Origin of the sequence: Kocuria dechangensis, from assembly GCF_014636775.1 — a bacterium.
In the GTDB taxonomy this organism is placed as follows: domain Bacteria; phylum Actinomycetota; class Actinomycetes; order Actinomycetales; family Micrococcaceae; genus Kocuria; species Kocuria dechangensis.
Genome location: NZ_BMEQ01000004.1, coordinates 115,913 through 136,831, shown reverse-complemented (window position 1 = coordinate 136,831; position 20,919 = coordinate 115,913). Strand labels below are relative to the sequence as shown.

Sequence of the window (20,919 nt, the reverse complement as noted above, 5' to 3'; positions counted from 1 at the left end):
TCCGCGCCGGCGTGGCGCGCCCGTCCTCAGCTCAGGGCGCGCTTGATGGCCTCGCGCTCCCTCTCCAGCATGCGCACCCGGTGGCCCAGCTTGAAGAGCCGCACCGAGCCCACGAGGGCCATGATGAGGGCCCCGGCGATCGCCGCGAGCAGCATCGCGACGCCGAGGGGGAGGTTGAACGTCCAGCCCAGGTAGGTGAAGTCCGCCGGGACGTTGTTCTGCAGGATGAACACGAGCAGCAGGATCAGGATCAGCAGGCCGAGGATCAGGGCGATCCAGGTGGTCCCCGCGATGCCCCGCTTCGGGTGCTCGTCGAGCCGGGGGTCGGTGTCCACCCGCGGCCGGGGAGCCTCCGCCGCGGCGCCCCCTCCCCGCGGGCCCCGCCGGGTGTCGTCCTGCTCCAGGGACGAGGACGGCGTTCCGGCGTCCGGGACCTGCCCGGCGGGACCGCCGGTCCCGGTCCCGGGGACGTCGTCCTGCCGGCGTGCGTCGGAAGGGTCGGGTGTGCGGTCCATGACGGTCCTCTTCCTGGTCGCGCGGATTCCTGGTCGCTCGGAGCTCCACTGCTCACGGTAGTCCTGGCCGGTCCGCGGATGAAGCCCCCGCGGCGCTCACCCGGCCGTGAGGGTCCGCCGGAGGAAGCCGTGGACGGCCTCGGCGACCAGCCGCCCGGCCTCCTCCTGGTCCAGCGGTGCGGTCCGGCCGACCTTCAGCCCGTGGTCCGCGCCCTCGACGGGCACGACTTCCACGGCCGGCGCCCCGGGGACGGCCCCGGGGACGGCCCCGGCGACGGCCCTGGGGACGGCCGCGACGATCTCCTCGGCGGAGCCGAACGGGTCGCGGGTGCCCTGCACGACCAGCACGGGCACCCCGGGCCGGAGCAGCTCCTCGGCCCGGGTCCGCTCGGGCCGGCCCGGCGGGTGCAGCGGGAAGGCCAGGCACACCACGGCGACCGCGTCCACGGCGCCCGCCGTCCGGCACGCCACCCGGGCCCCGGCGCTGCGGCCCCCGACGGCGAGGGGCAGGCCCGCCGCCAGCTCGCCCACGGCGGGCGCCGTGGCCAGCCACGCGGCGTCGAGGGCCGCAGGGCGGGGGGCGATCCGCTTCCCGGCCACCACCCACGGCTGCTCGTGCCGGACCACGGTGACGCCGTGGCGGGGCAGCGCGGCGGCGAGGGCGAGGAGGTCCCGCGATCCCGCGCCGCCGCCGGCGCCGTGGCCCAGCCACAGCACCGCCCGCGGCTCGGCGGCGGGAGACACCAGGAGGCGTCCCGGCCCGGCGTCGGTCGGCACGGTGAGGACCTCCACGGCCCGGGCGGCGGCGTCCCCGGCCGTGCGCTGCGGGCTCTGCTCGGCGGCGTGTGCGGCGGCGCGCTCGGTGTCGTGCTCGGGGGCGTGCGGGGCGGGGTTCTCGGCGGGGCTCGGCATGGCCACCACGGTAGCCGGGCCACGCGGGTCAGCCGGCGGCGTCGAACGCCTCGCGCAGCCACCGGTGCACCTCGGCGTCCACCTGCTCCGGAGCGCTCAGCTCGAGGTGGTGCATCCAGGCCCGGGGGGAGGGCCGCACGACCTCCTTGAACCGCGGCGAGGCCAGCCGCCGCGGCAGGGCGATCGACAGCACCGCGGGGACGTCGGAGCGCACGTACATGCCGGGCCGCCAGAGCCAGGCGAAGCCGCGGCGGCGGCGGAACGCCACCTGGCTCCTGGTCGCACGGACCTGCGCGCCGCCGAGCTCGCCGACGGCGTCCCGGACCGCGGCGAGGATCCGCAGGCCGGCGGGGGAGCCCGCGAAGAGCGTCCCGGGATCGTGCTGGTCGTCCGGCATGCCCCCAGGATGCCCGGGCGGCCCGGCGGGACCTAGCATGACGGCATGGCACCACCGCTCCCGTCCGGCACCGCGCGTCCGTCCCGGGCGGACCTCGAGGCAGCCCGGGGCACGAGCCTGCCCGACCTCCTCGGTCCCGGGCTGAGACTGCTGATCTGCGGCATCAACCCGAGCCTGTGGGCGGCCGCCACCCAGGCGCACTTCGCGCGGCCCGGCAACCGGTTCTGGCCGGCCCTGCACGACGCCGGGCTCACCGACCGGCTCGTGGACTGCTCCGCGGGGATGACCTCGGCGGACCGCGAGCACGTGGTGGCCCGCGGCATCGGCATCACCAACCTCGTGGCGCGGGCGACCGCCCGGGCGGACGAGCTCGACCCGGCCGAGTTCGTGGCGGGCCGGGAGCGGCTGGCCCGGCTCGTGGCCGAGCGCCGGCCCGCGGTGGTGGCCGTGGCGGGGGTCACCGCCTACCGGCACGCGTTCGCGCAGCCGCGGGCCGTGCTCGGCCGCCAGGACCAGGAGCTCTGCGGGGCCCAGCTGTGGGCGCTGCCCAGTCCCAGCGGCCTCAACGCGCACGCGTCGCGGGCGGACCTGGCCGCGGCCTTCGCCGAGGCCGCCCGGGCGGCGGGCGTGCTCTGACCCGCTCCCGGGACTACTCGAAGTCGGCCAGCCAGAGGTCCGGGCCGAAGACCTCGTACTGGATGTCCCGCGGCGGGACGCCCTTGGCGATCAGGCCGCTGCGGACCGACTGCATGAAGGGCAGCGGGCCGCACAGGTAGTACTGGGCGTCGTGGGGCAGCTCCACGGAGCTCACGTCCATGAGGCCCGCGTGCTCGTGGGCGGCGGGGGAGGCGGAGGGCTGCTCGTACCAGGTGGCCATGGTCCCGTCGAGGAGGCTGCCGAGGTCCTCCGTCACCTGCTCCCGCAGCGCGAATTCCTCCGGCGAGGTGTCCGCGTGCAGGAACAGGACCTTGCGCTGGGCGCCGGCCTTGACCATGTGGGAGAGCATGCCCGCCATGGGGGTGACGCCGATGCCGGCGCTGGCCAGGACCACCGGACGGTCGGTGTACTCCAGGACCACGTCGCCCGAGGGCACGGAGAGCTCGATCTCGTCGCCCACCTGCACGCGGTCGTGGAGGAGGTTGGACATCTCCCCGGCCGGGGTGCCGTTGCCGCGCACCCGCTTGACGGCGAACTGCCGATGCTGGCCGTCGTCGGCCCGGGTGAGGCTGTACTGCCGCGGCTGGCGCACGCCGTCGGGCATCTCCATCCGGAGGGTCACGTACTGCCCCGGCAGGGAGGGCTTCACCTCGCGCTCGTCGACGCGCTCGACCACGAAGGTGACGACGTCCTCGGTCTCGGGGACCTTCTCCGCGACCCGCCAGGTCCGCCAGATGGTCTCCGGGGAGAGCCGCACGGCCTCGTAGAGCCCGCGCTCCTTGTTGATCAGCACGTTCGCCATCAGCCAGTAGACCTCGTCCCACGCCGCGGCCACCTCGGGCGTCACGGCGTCGCCCAGCACGTCCACGATGGCCCACATCAGGTTGTCGTGCACGATCTGGTACTGGTCCGGGCGCAGCCCCAGGGACACGTGCTTGTGCGCGATGCGCGACAGCAGGTGGTCCGGGAGCTCGGTCGGCTTGTTCACCAGGTAGCCGGCGAAGGCGGCCACGGAGCCTGCCAGCGCCTGCTGCTGGCGGCCGTCGGCCTGGTTGCCCCGGTTGAACAGCCCGTCCAGCAGCTCGGGGTGCTCGCCGAACATGTGCCCGTAGAAGCGGCGGGCGATCTCCTGGATGTTCTCCCCGACGACGGGAAGCGTGGCCTTGACGACTGGGTACGAGGTGTCTGACAGCACTGTGGCTCCTGGGGTCCGGCGACGTCGGCGGTGGTTCCTCGGCGTCCCGCCAAGCTAGCACCGGCCCCTCCCGTCCACCAGGGTCCGCCGGGGTGCTCAGACGAACAGCAGCAGGCTCAGGGCCATGACCGCCATCCCGGCCACGAGCCCGTAGATCGACAGGTGGTGCTCGCCGTACTCCCGGGCCGTGGGCAGCAGCTTGTCCAGCGAGACGAACACCATGATCCCCGCGACCCCCGCGAAGACGACCCCGAAGAGGGTGTCGGTGAGGAACGGCCGCAGCAGCAGGTAGCCGAGGATCCCGCCGACGGGCTCGGCCAGGCCGGACAGGAACGACCAGGTGAACGCCTTCCGGCGGTTGCCCGTGGCGTGGTAGATCGGCACCGACACCGAGATCCCCTCGGGGATGTTGTGCAGGGCGATCGCGACGGCCACCGGGATCGCGATGGAGGGCTCCTGCAGGGCCGAGACGAAGGTCGCGAAGCCCTCCGGGAAGTTGTGCAGGGCGATGGCCAGCGCGGTGAGCGTGCCCATGCGCATCAGCCGCCGGCTGCGCCCGTCGTCGTCGTGCGGGAACTCGTGGGGGTTCGCGGGGGCGGGCACGAGCCGGTCGATCACCGCGATCAGGGCGACCCCCGCGAAGAACCCGCCCACCGTGGCCCACGCCCCGCCGCGCTCGCCGAGCTCCGCGACGAGGGCGCGCTGCGCCTTCACGAAGATCTCGATCATCGACACGTAGATCATCACGCCGGCGGAGAAGCCGAGGCTGATGGAGAGGAACTTCGCGTCGGTGCGCTTCGTCATCAGCGCCAGGAAGCTGCCCAGCCCCGTCGCGAGGCCCGCGAACAGCGTCAGGGCCGAGGCGAACAGCAGCTCGTTCACGGGCGGGTCTCCATCGGGTCCTCCGGGGTGGGCGCTCGCAGTCTAGCGAACGCTGGGGCGGGCCCGTGCGCCAGAATGGACCGGTGACGAGCAGGGACGACGCGACGGCCGACAGCGCCTGGGCGGACCGGGCGCGCGCGACCGCCCGGCGGTACCTGGCCGCGTGGGAGCTCGCCCCGGACGGCGACGAGGAGATCGACGGGGAGGCCGACGACGGCGCCCTGCTCCGGCCGGTGAGGACGCCCGCCGGGGAGGCGGCCGTCCTGCGGGTCTCCCGGCCGGTGCCGGGGACCGAGCACGAGCACCTGGCGCTGCGGCTGTGGGGCGGGCGCGGCGCCGTGCGGCTGCTCCGCGCCGAGCCGGCGGAGCGGGTCCTGCTGCTCGAGCGGACGCGGGCCGAGGACCTGCACTCGGTGCCCGTCCTGGAGGCGTGCCGGGTGCTGGGCGAGCTCGCCGGCGTCCTCGCCCGCCCGCCCCGGCCGCCGTTCCCGCCCCTGTCCGGGCTGGCCCGGGGGTGGCTGGCGGAGCTGGAGGGGGCCGCGGAGCTGGACGCCCGCTTCCCCCGCCGCTTCCGGCTCCAGGCCGTGGCCGCCCTGCGCCGGCTGCTGCGGGACGACCTGGACGCGGTCCTCCTGCCGGCCGACCTCCACTACGGCGCGGTGCGCGCGGCCGACCGCGCGCCCTGGCTGGTCGTCCGGGCGGAGCCGGTGCTCGCCGTCCCCGAGTTCGCCCTGGTCCCGGCCCTGCGCGACCGCACCGCGGAGGCGGGGCGCGGCGGGGCGCTCGCCGCGGCCCTGGAGGACCGGCTCGAGGCCCTGGCGCTCGCCGCGGACGCGGACGCGGACCGGCTGCGCGCGTGGGCGCTCGTGCGGTTCGCGCTCACCGCCCACCGCGGCCCGGACGCGACCGGGCTCGTGCAGCTGTGCAAGGCGGTGCAGAGGGGCGCCTGATCGTCCTCGGCGGGGGACGGGCCCGTGGCTCAGCCGGCGGGCGGGCGGGGCCGGCGGCCGAGGTCCGCGGCGAGCGGCCGCCACGCGGCCACCAGCAGCGTCAGCGCGGTGGGCACCAGGACCGCGAAGCCCACGGCGAGGTAGCCGAGCGCCCCCAGGACCCCGCCCGCGAAGAACAGCGCCACGAGCGCGGCCAGCAGCCTCAGCTTCGCGGCGTCGCCCGAGACAGGGTCCGAGCCGGCCAGGCGGCTGCGGTAGAGGAACTTGCCCAGCTCGATCCCGATGTCGGTCACCATGCCCGTGACGTGCGTCGTGCGGATCTGGGCGCCGGAGATCTTGGTGATCACCGCGTTCTGGAGACCCATGGTGAAGGCGAGGACGGGGATGAACAGCAGGTCCCGGTGCTCGTGGACGACGCTCTCGGCGAGCAGCCCGAACAGCATCATCATCAGGCCCTCCAGCAGGAGCACGTTCGCGTAGCGGCTGTGCAGACCGCGGCGGCGCGCCCAGTTGAACATCAGGGCGCAGCACGCGGCCCCGGCGGTGAACGCGGCGAGCGCCAGCAGTCCCACCAGGACGAGGCGGAGGTCGCCGAGCACGAGGTGGTCCGCGACCGTCGCGACGAGCCCCGTCATGTGGGAGGTGTAGACCGCGACGGCCACGAAGCCGACCGAGTTCAGGATCCCCGCGACCAGCGCCAGCAGGTAGGCGAGGTGCCGGTTGAGCGCGGGGGTGCGGCGCGGGCCCGCGACGTTGAGCAGGTAGCGATCGATCCGGGCCCTCATGGGCCAGAGCCTAGCCCCCGGCGGTCCGTGCACCTCGCGGGATCCGCGTCCGCACGGCCGTGGGGCGGTCCGTGCGGGACAATGGCGGTGTGGCTGTCGGAACCGGAAGCGCGACCCAGGACCCGTCCCTGCGCGAGGCGCGGTCGCTCCTCGCCGAGCTGGAGGTCGACCCCGGGCGGGGGCTCACCGCGGACGAGGCCCGCGCCCGGCTCGCGCGCCACGGCCCCAACGAGCTGCGCTCGGCCCCGCCGGTGCCGCTGTGGCGCAAGGTCCTGGCCCAGTTCCAGGACCCCTTGATCTACCTGCTGCTGGCCGGCATCGTCATCTCGCTGGGCGCCTGGGCCGCCGAGGGCGCGCGGGGCGTGCCCGTGGACGCGCTCGTGATCGGGATCGTCGTGGTGGCCAACGCTGTCCTGGGCTACGTGCAGGAGGCCAAGGCGGCGGACGCTGTCGCCGCGCTGGCCGTGCTGACCGCCGCGAACTCCACCGTGCTGCGCGACGGCCGGCTGACGACCGTCCCGTCGGCGGAGCTGGTCCCCGGGGACGTCCTGGCCCTGGCCGAGGGCGACGCCGTGGGCGCGGACGCGCGGCTGCTCTCGGCCGCGGCCCTCCGGGTGCAGGAGGCGTCGCTGACGGGGGAGTCCGAGGCGGAGCTGAAGGACCCGGCGGTGCTGCCTGCCCCCGCGGCCCTGGGGGACCGCAGCAACATGGTCTTCAAGGGCACGGCCGTCGCCCAGGGCGTGGGCCGCGCCGTGGTGACGGCCACCGGCATGGCGACCGAGGTGGGCGCCATCGCCGGCATGCTGGAGAGCACCCGGATCGAGCCGTCCCCGCTGCAGAAGGAGATCGCGGCCGTGTCCCGGTCGCTGGGCCTGGGGGTGGTGGCCATCGCCGTCGTCGTGATGGGCGCGGTGGTCCTGGTCCACGGCGTGCGCGGCGTCCAGGACCTCGTCACCGTGCTGCTGCTGGGCGTGTCCCTCGCCGTGGCCGCGGTCCCGGAGGGCATGCCCGCCATCATCTCGCTCGTGCTGGCCATCGGGGTGCGGGCCATGGCCCGGCGCCAGGCGGTGGTCAAGGACCTGCACTCCGTGGAGACGCTCGGCGCCGCGTCGGTGATCTGCTCGGACAAGACCGGCACCCTGACCCGCAACGAGATGACCCTGAAGCGGCTGGTGACCCCGTCCGGGACGGTGGAGCTGTCCGGGGCGGGGTACTCCCCCGAGGGGGAGGCCACGGTCGTCGAGGCCCGCTCCGGCGCCGAGCAGGCGCTGCAGGAGGCCAGGGGCGTGCTGGTGGGCGGGGCGCGGGCCAACAACGCACAGCTGAACCAGGCCGCGGGCGTGTGGACGGTCCAGGGCGACCCGACCGAGGCGGCCTTCCTGACCGCCGTGCACAAGCTCTACGGCGCCGCCGACCGCGCCGACGACTTCGCGCGGACCGCGGAGCTGCCCTTCACCTCGGAGCGGAAGATGATGTCCGCCCTGGAGATCGAGACGGACACCGGCCGGCGCTACCTCTTCACGAAGGGCGCCCCGGACGTCCTGCTGAGCCGCTGCTCGGGCGTGCGGGTCGGGGACGCCGTCGAGCCGTTCGACGAGGTGCGGCGCCGGGAGGCGGCCGCGGCCGTCGAGGAGCTCTCGGCGCAGGCGTTCCGCACCCTCGCCGTGGCCGTGCGCAGGGTCCACGACCACGAGCCCGGGGACCTGGGGGAGGCCGCGGAGCAGGACCTGGTCTGGCTCGGGGTGGTGGGCATCATCGACCCGCCGCGCGAGGAGGCCGCGGCCGCCGTGGCCGAGGCCCACTCCGCCGGGGTGCGCACCATCATGATCACCGGCGACCACCCCACGACCGCCGCCCGGATCGCCGCGGTCCTGGGCATCGTCCCGCCCGGCTCACCGGCCCTGACCGGGGCCGAGCTGGACGGGCTCACGGACGAGGAGCTCCGGGAGGCGGTCCGCGGCGTCTCGGTCTTCGCCCGGGTGGCCCCGGCGCACAAGCTGCGGATCGTCGCCGCCCTGCAGGCCGACGGCAGCGTCGTGGCGATGACCGGCGACGGCGTCAACGACGCCCCGGCGCTCAAGGCGGCGGACATCGGCGTGGCCATGGGCATCACCGGCACGGAGGTGACCAAGGAGGCCGGGCGGATGATCCTCGGCGACGACAACTACGCCACGATCGTGGCGGCGATCCGCCAGGGCCGGGTCATCTTCGAGAACATCAAGAAGTTCCTGCGGTACCTGCTGTCGTCGAACATGGGCGAGGTCGCCACCGTCTTCCTCGGGGTGGTCCTGGCCGGGGTCCTGGGCCTCACCGACGCGGGGACCGACGGGATCGCGCTGCCCCTGCTCGCCACGCAGATCCTGTGGATCAACCTCGTCACGGACTCGGGCCCGGCCCTCGCGATGGGCGTGGACCCCGAGGTCGACGACGTCATGGCGCGCCCGCCGCGGCGGCCGCACGAGCGGATCCTGGACCGGCGGATGTGGGCCCGGATCGGGCTCGTGGGCCTCGTCATGGCCGCCGTCACGCTGCTCACCATCGACATCTTCCTGCCGGGCGGGCTCGTGCCGGGCCAGGACTCCCTGGAGGTCGCCCGCACCGCCGGGTTCACCACCCTGGTGTTCGCGCAGCTGTTCAACGCCCTCAACTCCCGCTCGGACCTCTCCAGCGCCTTCCACCGCATGTTCGTCAACCCCTGGCTGTGGGGGGCGCTGACCCTCGCCGCGGCGCTGCAGGTGCTCGTCGTGCACGTCCCCGTGCTCCAGGTCGCGTTCGGCACGCAGCCCCTGGACCTCGCGCACTGGGCGGTGGCCGTCGGGATGGCCTCGATCGTGCTGTGGGCCGAGGAGCTGGCCAAGCTCGTACGGCGGTCCGCCCGCCGCCCGCGGCCCGCCGGGGCGTCGGCCTGACCCGCTCGCGGCCCGCCCGCACGGCGTCCGGCCGGGGCCCGCTCAGCGTTCGGTCGGCGGGAGCCCGAGGGCCTCGATCGTCTCCGAGGCCAGGGCGATGCCCGCGCCGCTGTAGAGGTTGAAGACGGTGCGCACACCGCGCGCCCGCAGCTCCTGCACCTCGTCGTCGTACTGGGCCACCGCGGCCACCGCCCCGGAGAACCCGCTCGCGCTCAGCTGCTGGAGGGCCACCACGTTGGAGCCGTGGAAGGGCATGGCCAGCACGGCCACCTGCACGTGGCCGGTCGCGATCACCCGCTCCCAGAACTCGGTGTCCGTCGCGTCCGCGCTCTGCACGTCGAAGCCCTCCGCGCGCAGGCGCTCGGCCCGGTCCGTGGAGTTCTCGATGCCCACCACCGAGAAGCCGTACTCGTCGGCGAACTCCCGGTACGCAGCCTGGCCCACCCGCCCCATGCCGAGCACGAGCACCTCGGCGTGGCCGATGTCGATGGGCCGGTCCTCCGGGTGCAGCTTCCGCTCGGGGTGCTCCGGCAGCAGCCCGGCCAGGGCCGTCGGCAGGGGGGACCCCCGCCGGTTCAGGAGGGTGGACACCACGAAGCTCGCCGCGACCGCCACGGAGAGCATCACGAGCCACTCCTCGACGAGCAGCCCCGTGGACACGCCGACGGCGCCGACGATCAGGGCGAACTCCGAGTAGTTCGTCAGGGCGAGGCCCGCCCGCGCGGAGGTTCGCCGGCGCAGGCCGAAGCCCCACAGCAGCAGCACGAACAGCAGCGCCTGGGCCGGGAGGAGCGCCAGCAGCAGCAGCCCCATGGCCACCGTCCCGAGGTCCGGCAGGCCGTGGAACCCGATCGAGACGAAGAACGCCACGAGCAGCAGGTCCTTGAAGGTGAACAGGGCGCGGGACAGCTCGCCGGCGTTGGGATGGGAGGCCAGCAGCACGCCCACCACCAGGGCCCCGAGGTCCCCCTTGAGGCCCACCGCGGAGAAGGCCAGGTAGCCGGGCACGAGAGCCATGACGATCCCGAACAGCGCCTGCATCTCGCCGTGCCCGATCCGGTCCCAGACCCGGCGGAACAGCCAGGCCCCCGGCAGCAGCAGCACCAGCGCCAGCGCCCAGGGGCTGGGCCACCCCTCTCCGGTGACGGTGATGAACGCCACCGCCGCGATGTCCTGGACCACGAGGATGCCGATCGCCACGCGGCCGTAGAGGGAGGTCGTCTCGCTGCGGTCCTCGAGCACCTTGAACACGAGCACGGTGCTCGAGAAGGACAGGGCGAAGCCGGCCAGCAGCAGGGACCTCGGGCTCTCCTCCGGCAGCTGCAGCCCGACGACCATGAGCAGCCCCAGGAAGCCCGCGCCCAGGGCGGTGCTGAGCGCCGCGTGCAGGCCGGCGGTGCCCCACACCTCCTTGCGCAGCAGCGAGCGCACGTCCAGCTTCAGCCCGATGCCGAACAGCAGCAGCGTCACGCCGAGGTCGGCGAGCTGGTCGACGGCGTCGAGCCGCTCCACGCCCAGGCCGTTGAGCACGAAGCCGGCCGCCAGGAACCCGATCAGCGGGGGCAGCCGGAAGAGGACGGCCAGCGCGCCCCCGCAGAACACGACGACGAGGTACACGGCGACTGTCGACACTGGCAGCTCCCTCGTCGGCGGGTGGGCGGGGACGTCACCAGTGTAGGGCGCGCCGCGCCGCCCCGGCCGGTGGCGGCGCCCCTCCGGCACCGCGCGCCGCCACGGGCGCCGGCCCGCCCGGACCGCCTAGAGTTGGGCGCAGAGCCCAGTCCACGGGGAAGGACCCGCAGCATGCACCAGACCCCCCGTCCGGCGGGCAGCACCGCCGGGCCCACCCGCACCGAGCGCCTGGACGGCCTGCCCTTCAACACCCAGCACCGGAAGCTGCTCGTCGGCTCCGGCGTGGGCTGGGCGCTGGACGCCATGGACGTGGGCCTCGTGTCGTTCGTCATGGCCGCCCTGGCCCAGCAGTGGGGGCTCGGGGCGGGGCAGCTGTCCTTGCTCGCCTCGATCGGCTTCGTGGGCATGGCCGTGGGCGCCGGCCTGGGCGGGCTGCTCGCCGACCGGATCGGCCGCCGCCAGGTCTTCGCCCTGACCCTGCTCGTCTACGGCCTCGCCACCGGGGCGTCGGCGCTCGTCGGCACGCTGGCGGCCCTCGTGGCGCTGCGCTTCGTGGTGGGCCTCGGCCTCGGCGCGGAGCTGCCGGTCGCCTCGACCCTGGTCTCCGAGTACGCCCCGCGGCGGATCCGGGGCCGGCTGGTCGTGATCCTCGAGTCGTTCTGGGCCGTGGGGTGGATCCTCGCGGCCCTGGTGGGCTACTTCGTGGTGCCGTCCTCCGAGGAGGGCTGGCGCTGGGCCCTGGCGATCGGCGTCCTCCCGGCCCTCTACGCCGTGGTGGTGCGCCGGGCCCTGCCGGAGTCCGTGCGCTTCCTCGAGGGCGCCGGGCGCGCCGACGAGGCCGAGGAGGCCGTGCGGGCCTTCGAGCGCGCCCGGCCGCTGGGCGGCGGCCGGTCCGAGGCCGCCGAGGAGCCCCCCTCCGCGGCGCCCGACGCCGCGGAGGGCGCCCGCGGGATCTGGTCGGCCGCGCTGCGCCGCCGCACGGCCGCCCTGTGGACCGTCTGGTTCTGCATCAACTTCGCCTACTACGGGGCGTTCACGTGGCTGCCCACGCTGCTGGTCCAGCAGGGCTTCACCCTGACCCGCTCCTTCGGCTACGTCCTGATCATCACCCTGGCCCAGCTGCCCGGCTACGCCGTCGCGGCGTGGCTGATCGAGGTGTGGGGCCGGCGGATCACCCTGGCCGTCTTCCTGGCCGGCTCGGCGGTCAGCGCGGTGCTGTTCGGGATCGCCTCGATGGGCACGGTCGTGATCGCGTGGCAGGTGATCGGCGCCGGCATGGCCCTGTCGTTCTTCAACCTGGGCGCCTGGGGGGCGCTCTACGCCATCGGCCCGGAGCTGTACCCCACCTCGGTGCGGGGCACGGGCACGGGCGCGGCGGCCGCCTTCGGCCGCGTCGCCTCGATCCTCGCGCCCCTGTCGGTGCCCCTGCTGCTGCGCCTCGGCGGGGAGCGCTACGACCTCATCGCGGTCTTCGCCGCGTTCGGCGCCGCGTTCCTGCTGGCCGCCCTCGCCACGTTCGCCATGCCCGAGCAGCGGGGCCGGGCGCTGCGATGACCGCGGCCCCGGACGTCCCGGTCCTCACCGACCGCGAGGTGGGGCTGGCGCGGCTGGTCTCCCACGGGCTCGTGGCGCCCGCCGACGTCGCGCCCGAGGACGTGGTGCGCCGGCTCGGCGCGGTCCAGGCCCAGGACCTGCCGGGGGCGCTCGTGGCGGTGGGGCTGCGCCGGGCCGCCGGCGCCGCCGGGCTGCGGGAGGCCTTCGACGAGGCCCGCGTGGTGCGCACCTGGCCCATGCGGGGGACCCTCCACCTCGTGCCCGCCGAGGAGCTGCGGCCGTGGCTCGCCGTGCTCGGGCCCCGCACCGCGGCCTCGGTGGCCGCCCGCCGCCGGGCCCTGGGCGTCGACGAGGTCCTCGACGCCGCCCGCGGCACGGCGCTGGCCGCCCTGCGCCACGGCCCCCAGCCGCGCGAGCGCCTCCACGCGGCGTGGGAGGAGGCCGGGCTGCTGGGGGTTCCGGGGCGCGCCTACCACCTGATGTTCGCCCTGCACCTGGAGGCCACCCTGTGCCTGGGCCCGCTCACCGGCGACGCGCGGGACCAGCTCGTGGTGCCCGTGGCGGACTGGCTGCCCGTCCCCGTGACGGGGGACGCCGGCCCTGCCGCACCGGGGGACGCCGGCCCTGCCGCACCGGGGGACGAGGGGGTCCCGCCCGTCGTCGTGCGCTGGCTCCGGCGCTACCTGCGCGGTCACGGACCGGTCTCCCTCGACGACGCCGCGCGCTGGTCCGCCCTGCCGAAGTCCGTGGTGCGCGCCGCGGCCGCGGGGCTCGACGACGTCGTGGCGGTGCACGACCGCCGCGGCCGGGAGCTGTGGTGCGCCCCGGAGGTCCTCGAGGAGCTGCCGCGCGCCGCCCGCCGGGCCGCCGGGGTCTTCCTGCTGCCGTCCTTCGACGAGTTCGTGCTCGGCTACGGCGACCGCTCGCACGTGCTCGCCGAGGACCGCGCCGCGCGCATCGTCCCCGGTGGGAACGGCGTCTTCCGCCCGGTCGTGGTCGCGGGCGGGCGGATCGTGGGGACGTGGGGCCGGCGCCGCCGCGCCGCCGGGGACGAGCTGGTGCTGGAGCCCTTCGAGGAGCTCTCGCCCGCCCGTCGGCGCGCCGCCGAGCGGGCGTTCGCCCGGCTGCCGGCCCTGCCCTGAGCGGCGCCCGCAGGCCTCCCGGAGGGCCTGTGTCGGGACCCGGAGTATCGGATACTTATCGTTTCGGTAAACGATGCGTTTCCCCGGGGGTTTCGTGCTGACGAGCTATCTACGCAGGGGTAATGTGTGACATCTGTGAGTTGGGTCACGTCATGGGCTCCCCCTGGCCGCAGTGCGCGGCAGGCTCACGATCCGTTATCACGACCGAGGAGAACGACATGCGATTCGATCGCGGAACCAAGGCCCTGGGACTGGCCGCGGCGTCAGCCCTCGCGCTGAGCGCCTGCGCCAGCGTCGGGGGCCCGTCCGGCGGCGACGAGGAGACCGGCGGCGCCGGCGGGGAGGGCTCCGGCGGCGTCATCACCGTGGCCGAGACCAACAACTTCACGTCGGTCAACTCCGCCACCACGGAGCACAACAAGGACATCAACGGCAAGATCAACTACATGATCCGCGAGGGCTTCACCTTCGTGGACTCCGAGCTCAACGTCGTGAAGAACGAGGGCTTCGGCACCTACGAGGTCGTCTCCGAGAACCCGCTCACGGTCGAGTACACGATCAGCGAGGACCAGCAGTGGTCGGACGGCAACGCCGTCGACCAGGCGGACCTCATGCTGTGGTGGGCGACCACCTCCGGCTACTACAACGACGCGAAGACCAGCGAGGCGGGCGACGTCGAGTCCGGGGCGAACTACTTCTCCATCGCCGGCTCCACCGACATCCTTGACGGCACGGACCTCCCGGAGTTCAGCGAGGACGGCCGGACCATGACGCTGACCTGGGACGAGCCGCACGCCGACTGGGAGCTGGCGCTCTCCGCCAGCGACGGCTACCTCCAGCCCGCCCACGTGGTCGCGGAGCAGGCCGGGATGTCCGAGGAGGACCTGCTCGCCGCGCTCCGGGACTCCCCGCAGGGGGACCCCGAGAGCCCCCGGGAGCGGCCCGAGGTCGAGCAGATCGCCGAGGCCTGGGACACCGCCTTCAACTTCGCGGAGATGCCCTCGGACGAGTCCCTGCTCGTGTCCAACGGCCCGTACGTGATCACGGACATCGTCAAGGACCAGTCGGTCACGCTGTCGAAGAACGAGAACTACCAGGGGGACCACGTCGGCCAGGTCGACGAGATCACCGTCCGGACCATCGGCGACTCCACCGCCCAGATCCAGGCCCTGCGCAACGGCGAGGTCGACATCATGGCCCCGGTCTCGGTCACCAAGGACACCATGGACCAGGTCTCCTCGATCGAGGGCGTCCAGGTGCTCGAGGGCCCGCAGCTGGCCTACGACCACGTGGACCTCAACTTCGGCGCCGACATCTTCGAGGACCAGGCCGTGCGCGAGGCGTTCCTGAAGACCATCCCGCGCCAGCAGATCCTCGACCAGCTGATCAAGCCCGTGGTGGAGAACTCCGAGGTCCTGAACTCGCAGCTGTTCGTCACCAGCGAGGAGGCCTACGAGGGCGCCGTCGCCGAGAACGGCGCGGCCGAGAAGTACCCGGCGGAGCCCGACATCGAGGGCGCCCGCCGGCTCCTCGACGGCAGGACCCCGACCGTCCGGATCCTCTACAACTCCGAGAACCCCGTGCGCGTGGACACCTTCGCGCTGATCAAGGAGTCCGCGGAGCAGGCCGGCTTCACGGTCGAGGACCTCGGCGACCCGCTGTGGGGCGAGAAGCTCGCCGAGGGCAACTACGACACCTCGCTGTTCGGCTGGGTGAGCCCGGGCGTCGGCACGGAGGCCCTGACCCAGATCTTCAAGGCCGGCGGCGGCGGCAACTACAACTCCTACTCCAACCCCGAGGTCGACGCCCTGGCCACGGACACCCGCGTGACGCTCGACGAGGAGGAGCGCCGGCAGAAGATGTACGAGATGGACCGGATCCTGTTCGAGGACGACTACGGCCTGCCGCTGTTCCAGTCCCCGGGCATGTTCGGTGTGGCCGAGGACGTCAACGGCGTCGAGTACATGGCCAACCAGACCGGCGTCTTCTGGAACTTCTGGGAGTGGAGCCGCGGCTGAGCACGTGACGGCGGACCAGCTCAGCTGAGGCCGCGGGTGCCGGGTCCCAGGACCCGGCACCCGCGGCCGGACCCCGACCTCTCCCACCGAGGAACACCATGCTCTCCTACGTCCTGCGCCGGCTCATCACTGCCGTGCTCATCCTCTTCGGGGCGTCGTTCATCGTCTACATGATGACCGCGCTCTCGGGCGACCCCCTCGGCGACCTCTACGGCGTCCCCAACTCCGAACGCCTGATCGCCGCCCGCGTCGAGGCGCTGAACCTCGACACCCCTCCCGTCCTGCGCTACTTCGACTGGCTGGGCGGGGCCCTCGGCTGCCTCGCCCCGTTCGCCGCCACGTGCGACCTCGGGGTCACGGTGGAGGGCCAGCAGGTGACCGGCCTGCTCGCGGCCGCCGTGGTCCAGACCCTCCTGCTCGTCACCGCCGGGACCGTCCTGGCCATCGTCGTGGGCATCACCCTCGGCATCGTCTCGGCCCTGCGCCAGTACTCGGGCCTCGACTACACCGTCACGTTCTTCACCTTCCTCTGCTTCTCCCTGCCCAGCTTCTGGCTCGCGGTGCTGCTCAAGGAGTTCGCGGCCATCAGCTTCAACAACTTCCTCCTGGACCCGGTGGTCTCCTGGGCCACCGTCCTGGGCGTGTCCGCCGTCGTGGGCCTCGGCTGGTACGTGGCCTCCTACGGCGCCCGCCGCACCCGCCTCCTGCTCGGCGCCACGGGCTTCGTGCTCACCGCCGCGGTGCTGTGGTTCCTCCTCGCCACCGACTGGTTCCAGCAGCCGGCCCTCGGCATCCCCCTCATCGCCCTCACGGGCGTGCTCGTGGCCGTCGTCGCCACGTTCCTCCTGGCGGGCCTGCGCAACCGGCGCGCCCTGTACGGCGGGCTGGCGACCGTGGGCGCCGGCCTGCTGCTCTACTTCCCGGTCCAGGGGCTGTTCGCGCAGGGCGGGCTCGGCGTCGTGGTCCTCCTGCTGGCGGCCACGACGGCGCTCGGCGCCGGCATCGGGCGGCTGTCCGGCGGCTACGACCGCGGCCAGAACGTCCGCGTCGGCGCGGTCACCGGGCTGCTCGTCATGGGTCTCGTGGTCCTCGACCGCTTCATGCAGTCCTGGCCCCAGTACCTCGACCACGGCCGGATCCGGGGCCGCCCGATCGCGACCGCCGGGTCCACCACCCCGGGCATGTCGGGGGACTTCTGGATGACCGGCCTGGACCTGTTCACCCACCTGCTGCTGCCCACCATTGCCCTCACGCTGCTGGCGCTGGCCAGCTACAGCCGGTACTCGCGGGCCTCGATGCTCGAGATCATGAACCAGGACTACGTGCGCACCGCCCGCGCCAAGGGCGTCTCCGAGCGCTCCGTGGTGATGCGCCACGCCTTCCGCAACGCCCTGATCCCCCTCGCCACCCTCGTGGCCTACGACATCGGGGCCCTGATCGGCGGGGCGATCATCACCGAGCAGGTCTTCGCGTTCACCGGCATGGGCAACCTGTTCGTCAACTCCGTGCACAACGTGGACCCGAACCCGGTGATGGGCGTGTTCCTCGTGACCGGGATCGTGGCGATGGTCTTCAACCTCCTCGCCGACCTCGTCTACTCCGTCCTCGACCCCCGAGTGAGGGTGAAAGCATGAGCCAGTACTTCCCCGGCCAGGTCCCCGGCGACCCCGAGAGCACCGTCGACGAGGCCGCCGACGACCGGCCGCACACCGCCCCCGGCGAGACCCCGGAGCAGACGCGGGGCAGGAGCCAGGGCCAGCTGGTGCGGCGGCGGTTCCTGCACAACACCGCCGCCGTGGTCTCCCTCGCGGCCCTGACCTTCGTGGTCCTGCTCTCCGTCACCTCGATCGGGGTGGGCCCGGTGCCCGGGTGGTGGAAGTGGGACCCCACGACCACCGGCCCTCTCCTGGCCGGCGGGGCCCCCACCATGGGCCTGGACCCGCTGCGGATCGGTGACCATCCGTTCGGGCAGGACAACCTGGGCCGCGACCTGTTCGCCATGACCATGCAGGGCACCCAGTACTCCCTGCTGGTGATGTTCATCGTGGGCGTCGTGGCGGGCCTGGTCGGGACGGTCGTGGGCGGCGTGGCCGGCTACTTCCGGGGCCTGACCGAGGCCGTGCTGATGCGCCTGACCGACGTCATCATCATCATCCCGCTGGTCATCATCGCCGCGCTGCTCGGCAAGATGGCCAGCGAGTACGTCCGCCGGCAGGGCTGGCCCACCTCGGCGACCGTCGTGGTGCTCGGCCTGCTCATCGGCGCCGCCTCGTGGCCCGCCCTCGCCCGCCTGGTGCGCGGGGAGTTCCTGTCCCTGCGCGAGCGCGAGTTCGTGGACGCGGCCCGGCTCGCCGGCGCCTCGAGCGGGCGGATCATCTTCCGGCACATCCTGCCCAACACGGTCGGGGTGATCACGGTCAACGTGACCCTGCTGATGTCCTCGGCCATCCTCCTGGAGACGGCGCTGTCCTACCTGGGCTTCGGCGTCCAGGCCCCGGACTGGTCCCTGGGGCGGCTGATCAGCGCCAACCAGACGGCGTTCGTGACCCGCCCGTGGCTGTTCTGGTGGCCCGGCGTGTTCATCGTGACCATCGCGCTGACCATCAACTTCGTCGGCGACGGGCTGCGGGACGCGTTCGACCCGCGGCAGAGGAAGTTCAACCCGAAGAAGGCCCGCGAGGCCGCGCTCCCCGCCGAGGACGCCGCGGAGCGGACCGGCTCCACGGCCGTGGCCGGCGACGGGGCCCCCCGGTGAGCGCGCGCCGCGGGGGCGCCTCAGCCCGCCAGCAGGCCCGCCGCCGCCAGGCCCGCCAGCACCAGCAGCACCAGGGCGGGGACGGGGTGCAGCTCGGTGCGCACGGCGTCGTCGTCGGCGTCCCGGTCCGCGAACACGTCCAGGGTGCCGTCCTCGACCATCGACTGCCAGCGGCGGCGGATCAGGTCCGCCGCGGCCCCGCCGCGGGTGCCGAGCAGGTCGCCCGGGCGGAGGGTCCCGTCCGGGCGGGCCGAGGGGTGCGTCCCCCGGAGATCCCCCGGGCTGCCCCGCAGCGCGGCCGAGGCGCCGCCGGAGGGCAGGGCGAAGCACGACCACGCGCCCTGCGGCGTGACCAGGGTCAGGGTGAAGCGGGTCCGCACGTCCACGAGCGCCCGCCACGGCACCACGACGGTGTGCAGCGGGTTCACGATCCGCACGCCCCCGTCCTCCACGACCACGCGCGGGCGCCAGTACAGCCACCAGCCGAGCTGGCCCAGGGCGGCGCCGACCAGCACGGACGCGACCGCGGAGGCCGGCCCGCCGGCCAGCCCCAGCACCGCGACCGCGGCCCCGAGCGCCACCAGGAAGCCGGTGAGCCACGGGGCGGCGGCGGAGCGGAAGACGAGGGGGGACGCGGTCGAGGGCACGGAAGCCATGCTAGGCACTCCTGCCCCGCCCGTCCCCGCCCCACCACCGAGAACGGGAGACCCCGACCATGAGCTCCAGCAGCACGACCGTCCTGGCCCCGGCGCGCCGCGGCGCCGAGGGGGTGCCCGTCCTGCAGGTCGAGCACCTCAGCGTGGACTTCGGCGTGGACCAGCAGTGGGTGCCCGCCGCGATCGACCTGTGCTACCACGTGGACGCGGGGGAGGTGCTCGCGATCGTCGGCGAGTCCGGCTCCGGCAAGTCCGCGAGCTCCATGTCGATCCTCGGCCTGCTGCCCTCGAACGCCCGGGTGCGCGGCTCCGCGAAGCTCTCGGGCCAGGAGCTCGTCGGGCTGACCGGCAGCGCCCTGCGCCGGGTGCGCGGCGAGGAGGTCGCCATGATCTTCCAGGAGCCGATGACCGCGCTGAACCCCGTCTACACCGTGGGCCAGCAGATCGTGGAGACCGTCCGGCTGCACCGGGACGTCTCGCCGGCGGAGGCCGCCGAGCGGGCCCTCGAGATGCTGCGCCTCGTCGAGCTGCCGGACCCGCAGAAGGCGTTCCGCTCGTACCCGCACCAGCTCTCGGGCGGCCAGCGCCAGCGCGCGATGATCGCCCAGTCCCTGGCCTGCGACCCCCGGCTGCTGATCGCCGACGAGCCCACCACGGCCCTGGACGTCACCGTGCAGGCCGAGATCCTCGACCTGATCCGCAACCTCAAGGACAAGCTGCACTCGGCGGTCGTGATCATCACCCACGACATGGGCGTGGTCGCCGACCTCGCCGACCGGATCGTGGTGATGCGCCGCGGCCGGATCGTGGAGACCGGGACCGCCGCGCAGATCTTCGGCAGCCCCGCCCACCCCTACACGCAGACCCTGCTCGGGGCGGTCCCGCACCTGGGCCGCGGCGGCGCGGGGGAGGAGGCGGTGGACATGGTCGCCTCCCTCGAGCGGGCCGTCGAGGGCCGGATCGGGGCCCTCGGCCGCGAGCCCGCCGCGGACACCGCCGCGGTGCGGGTGCGGGAGCCGGTGCTGGCGCTGCGCGACGTCGCGATCGAGTACCCCCGGCAGGGCCGCAACCCCGCGTTCCGCGCGGTCGAGGGCGTGAGCCTCACGATCGCCGCCGGCGAGGTGCTCGGCCTCGTGGGGGAGTCCGGCTCCGGCAAGACCACGATCGGCCGCGCCGCGGTGGGGCTGCTGCCCGTCGTCGAGGGCTCGCTCGTGGTGGACGCCCAGGAGCTGCACGGCGCGTCCCGGCGCCGGGTCGAGGCGGTCCGCAAGCACGTGGGCATGGTCTTCCAGGACCCCTCGTCCTCGCTGAACCCGCGGCTGCCGATCGGCGAGTCCATCGGGGAGCCGATGTACCTGGCCGGGCGGGCCAAGGGGGCCGTGCTCCAGCGGCGCATCGAGGAGCTCCTGGACCGGGTGGAGCTGCCGCGCTCCTACCGGAACAGGTACCCGCACGAGCTCTCGGGCGGGCAGAAGCAGCGCGTGGGCATCGCCCGGGCGCTGTCCCTGGCGCCGAAGCTGCTCGTGGCTGACGAGCCGACCTCCGCCCTGGACGTGTCCGTGCAGGCGAAGGTGCTCGAGCTGTTCGAGCAGCTCCAGGCGGAGATGGGCTTCGCGTGCCTGTTCGTCACCCACGACCTCGCGGTGATCGACCAGCTCGCGGACCGGATCGCGGTCATGCGCTCCGGCCGGATCGTGGAGCAGGGCTCGCGCGAGCAGGTGCTGCGCTCCCCGCAGGAGGACTACACCCGCCGCCTGCTGGCCGCCGTGCCGCTGCCGGACCCCGAGGCGCAGCGGGAGCGGCGCGAGCTGCGGGCCCGGCTGCGGGCGGCCGGGTCCTGACGGGCGCGGCCCCCGCAGCCGGGGACCGGGCGCGGCTCCCGCCGGGGCCCCGGCGGGGGGCCACTCGTACGATCTGGGTATGGATCACCCGCTGTGGCCGGTGGCCCGCGTCCTGGCCC

The 20,919-nt window shown here is 74.2% G+C and carries 17 protein-coding genes; 9 read left to right on the top strand and 8 right to left on the bottom strand.

The genetic code is table 11. The features are described 5' to 3' along the window. Positions 1-26: 26 nt before the first annotated feature. The 3 genes from IEW07_RS05650 to IEW07_RS05640 all read right to left on the bottom strand — a co-directional run bounded on the left by IEW07_RS05650 (position 27) and on the right by IEW07_RS05640 (position 1,824). On the bottom strand, positions 27-515 hold the full coding sequence (locus IEW07_RS05650) for a LapA family protein (protein ID WP_188535130.1): 489 nt from the start codon (positions 513-515) through the stop codon (positions 27-29). A gap of 96 nt (positions 516-611) precedes the next feature. Then, the gene (locus tag IEW07_RS05645; RefSeq protein WP_229741599.1) at positions 612-1,427 is read right to left on the bottom strand and encodes an alpha/beta hydrolase family protein; all 816 of its coding nucleotides are present in this window, start codon (positions 1,425-1,427) and stop codon (positions 612-614) included. 28 nt (positions 1,428-1,455) lie between these two features. Next, positions 1,456-1,824 carry a DUF5655 domain-containing protein gene (locus tag IEW07_RS05640; protein WP_188535128.1) on the bottom strand — a complete coding sequence of 123 codons (369 nt, stop codon included), beginning with the start codon at positions 1,822-1,824 and terminating at the stop codon, positions 1,456-1,458. Positions 1,825-1,869: 45 nt separating this feature from the next. Here IEW07_RS05640 and IEW07_RS05635 point away from each other — a divergent pair, with 45 nt between their 5' ends. Further along, positions 1,870-2,460 (top strand): mismatch-specific DNA-glycosylase, encoded by a 591-nt coding sequence (locus IEW07_RS05635; RefSeq protein WP_188535126.1) that lies wholly within the window; start codon positions 1,870-1,872, stop codon positions 2,458-2,460. 13 nt (positions 2,461-2,473) lie between these two features. Here the strand turns inward: IEW07_RS05635 and IEW07_RS05630 are convergent, their stop codons facing one another. Then, positions 2,474-3,676: a globin domain-containing protein gene (locus IEW07_RS05630; RefSeq protein ID WP_188535124.1), complete on the bottom strand. Its 1,203-nt coding sequence runs from the start codon at positions 3,674-3,676 to the stop codon at positions 2,474-2,476. A 96-nt stretch (positions 3,677-3,772) separates the two neighbouring features. Next, a complete protein-coding gene (zupT, locus tag IEW07_RS05625) occupies positions 3,773-4,558 on the bottom strand; it encodes a zinc transporter ZupT (protein WP_188535122.1) in 786 nt (261 codons plus the stop codon). Positions 4,559-4,641: 83 nt separating this feature from the next. On the opposite strand from zupT, the gene IEW07_RS05620 reads away from it, so the two are divergent. Then, the gene (locus tag IEW07_RS05620) at positions 4,642-5,508 is read left to right on the top strand and encodes an aminoglycoside phosphotransferase family protein (RefSeq protein ID WP_188535120.1); all 867 of its coding nucleotides are present in this window, start codon (positions 4,642-4,644) and stop codon (positions 5,506-5,508) included. A 29-nt stretch (positions 5,509-5,537) separates the two neighbouring features. Here IEW07_RS05620 and IEW07_RS05615 read toward each other — a convergent pair whose 3' ends face one another. Further along, positions 5,538-6,293 (bottom strand): YoaK family protein, encoded by a 756-nt coding sequence (locus IEW07_RS05615; protein ID WP_188535118.1) that lies wholly within the window; start codon positions 6,291-6,293, stop codon positions 5,538-5,540. A gap of 89 nt (positions 6,294-6,382) precedes the next feature. Between IEW07_RS05615 and IEW07_RS05610 the strand changes: the two genes are divergently transcribed. Then, positions 6,383-9,202, top strand: coding sequence for a cation-translocating P-type ATPase (locus IEW07_RS05610; protein WP_229741598.1), 2,820 nt, complete (start codon positions 6,383-6,385; stop codon positions 9,200-9,202). Positions 9,203-9,244: 42 nt separating this feature from the next. Here IEW07_RS05610 and IEW07_RS05605 read toward each other — a convergent pair whose 3' ends face one another. Continuing rightward, positions 9,245-10,834 (bottom strand): cation:proton antiporter domain-containing protein, encoded by a 1,590-nt coding sequence (locus IEW07_RS05605; RefSeq protein ID WP_188535116.1) that lies wholly within the window; start codon positions 10,832-10,834, stop codon positions 9,245-9,247. A gap of 171 nt (positions 10,835-11,005) precedes the next feature. Between IEW07_RS05605 and IEW07_RS05600 the strand changes: the two genes are divergently transcribed. From IEW07_RS05600 to IEW07_RS05580, 5 genes are all read left to right on the top strand, one after another. Further along, on the top strand, positions 11,006-12,388 hold the full coding sequence (locus tag IEW07_RS05600) for an MFS transporter (protein WP_188535114.1): 1,383 nt from the start codon (positions 11,006-11,008) through the stop codon (positions 12,386-12,388). Beyond that, a complete protein-coding gene (locus IEW07_RS05595) occupies positions 12,385-13,530 on the top strand; it encodes a winged helix DNA-binding domain-containing protein (RefSeq protein ID WP_188535113.1) in 1,146 nt (381 codons plus the stop codon). Before IEW07_RS05600 ends, IEW07_RS05595 begins: the two co-directional genes overlap by 4 nt. A gap of 218 nt (positions 13,531-13,748) precedes the next feature. Next, positions 13,749-15,548: an ABC transporter family substrate-binding protein gene (locus tag IEW07_RS05590; protein WP_188535111.1), complete on the top strand. Its 1,800-nt coding sequence runs from the start codon at positions 13,749-13,751 to the stop codon at positions 15,546-15,548. A gap of 98 nt (positions 15,549-15,646) precedes the next feature. Beyond that, complete coding sequence (locus tag IEW07_RS05585; protein ID WP_188535109.1) at positions 15,647-17,182, top strand: ABC transporter permease; 1,536 nt, start codon at positions 15,647-15,649, stop codon at positions 17,180-17,182. After that, the gene (locus IEW07_RS05580) at positions 17,179-18,303 is read left to right on the top strand and encodes an ABC transporter permease (protein WP_188535107.1); all 1,125 of its coding nucleotides are present in this window, start codon (positions 17,179-17,181) and stop codon (positions 18,301-18,303) included. The genes IEW07_RS05585 and IEW07_RS05580 overlap by 4 nt, the downstream gene beginning before the upstream one ends. A gap of 20 nt (positions 18,304-18,323) precedes the next feature. Here the strand turns inward: IEW07_RS05580 and IEW07_RS05575 are convergent, their stop codons facing one another. Then, on the bottom strand, positions 18,324-18,959 hold the full coding sequence (locus IEW07_RS05575) for a PH domain-containing protein (protein WP_188535105.1): 636 nt from the start codon (positions 18,957-18,959) through the stop codon (positions 18,324-18,326). A gap of 59 nt (positions 18,960-19,018) precedes the next feature. On the opposite strand from IEW07_RS05575, the gene IEW07_RS05570 reads away from it, so the two are divergent. After that, on the top strand, positions 19,019-20,800 hold the full coding sequence (locus tag IEW07_RS05570; RefSeq protein ID WP_188535103.1) for an ABC transporter ATP-binding protein: 1,782 nt from the start codon (positions 19,019-19,021) through the stop codon (positions 20,798-20,800). Positions 20,801-20,919: the final 119 nt, after the last annotated feature.

Excerpts from the sequence above, each read along its gene's own strand:
- IEW07_RS05650 (WP_188535130.1), bottom strand. The coding sequence starts at position 515 with ATGGACCGCACACCCGACCCTTCCGACGCACGCCGGCAGGACGACGTC.
- IEW07_RS05635 (WP_188535126.1), top strand. The coding sequence starts at position 1,870 with ATGGCACCACCGCTCCCGTCCGGCACCGCGCGTCCGTCCCGGGCGGAC.
- IEW07_RS05640 (WP_188535128.1), bottom strand. The coding sequence starts at position 1,824 with ATGCCGGACGACCAGCACGATCCCGGGACGCTCTTCGCGGGCTCCCCC.
- IEW07_RS05585 (WP_188535109.1), top strand. The coding sequence starts at position 15,647 with ATGCTCTCCTACGTCCTGCGCCGGCTCATCACTGCCGTGCTCATCCTC.
- IEW07_RS05590 (WP_188535111.1), top strand. The coding sequence starts at position 13,749 with ATGCGATTCGATCGCGGAACCAAGGCCCTGGGACTGGCCGCGGCGTCA.
- IEW07_RS05645 (WP_229741599.1), bottom strand. The coding sequence starts at position 1,427 with ATGCCGAGCCCCGCCGAGAACCCCGCCCCGCACGCCCCCGAGCACGAC.
- IEW07_RS05570 (WP_188535103.1), top strand. The coding sequence starts at position 19,019 with ATGAGCTCCAGCAGCACGACCGTCCTGGCCCCGGCGCGCCGCGGCGCC.
- IEW07_RS05615 (WP_188535118.1), bottom strand. The coding sequence starts at position 6,293 with ATGAGGGCCCGGATCGATCGCTACCTGCTCAACGTCGCGGGCCCGCGC.
- IEW07_RS05575 (WP_188535105.1), bottom strand. The coding sequence starts at position 18,959 with ATGGCTTCCGTGCCCTCGACCGCGTCCCCCCTCGTCTTCCGCTCCGCC.
- IEW07_RS05580 (WP_188535107.1), top strand. The coding sequence starts at position 17,179 with ATGAGCCAGTACTTCCCCGGCCAGGTCCCCGGCGACCCCGAGAGCACC.
- IEW07_RS05600 (WP_188535114.1), top strand. The coding sequence starts at position 11,006 with ATGCACCAGACCCCCCGTCCGGCGGGCAGCACCGCCGGGCCCACCCGC.
- IEW07_RS05595 (WP_188535113.1), top strand. The coding sequence starts at position 12,385 with ATGACCGCGGCCCCGGACGTCCCGGTCCTCACCGACCGCGAGGTGGGG.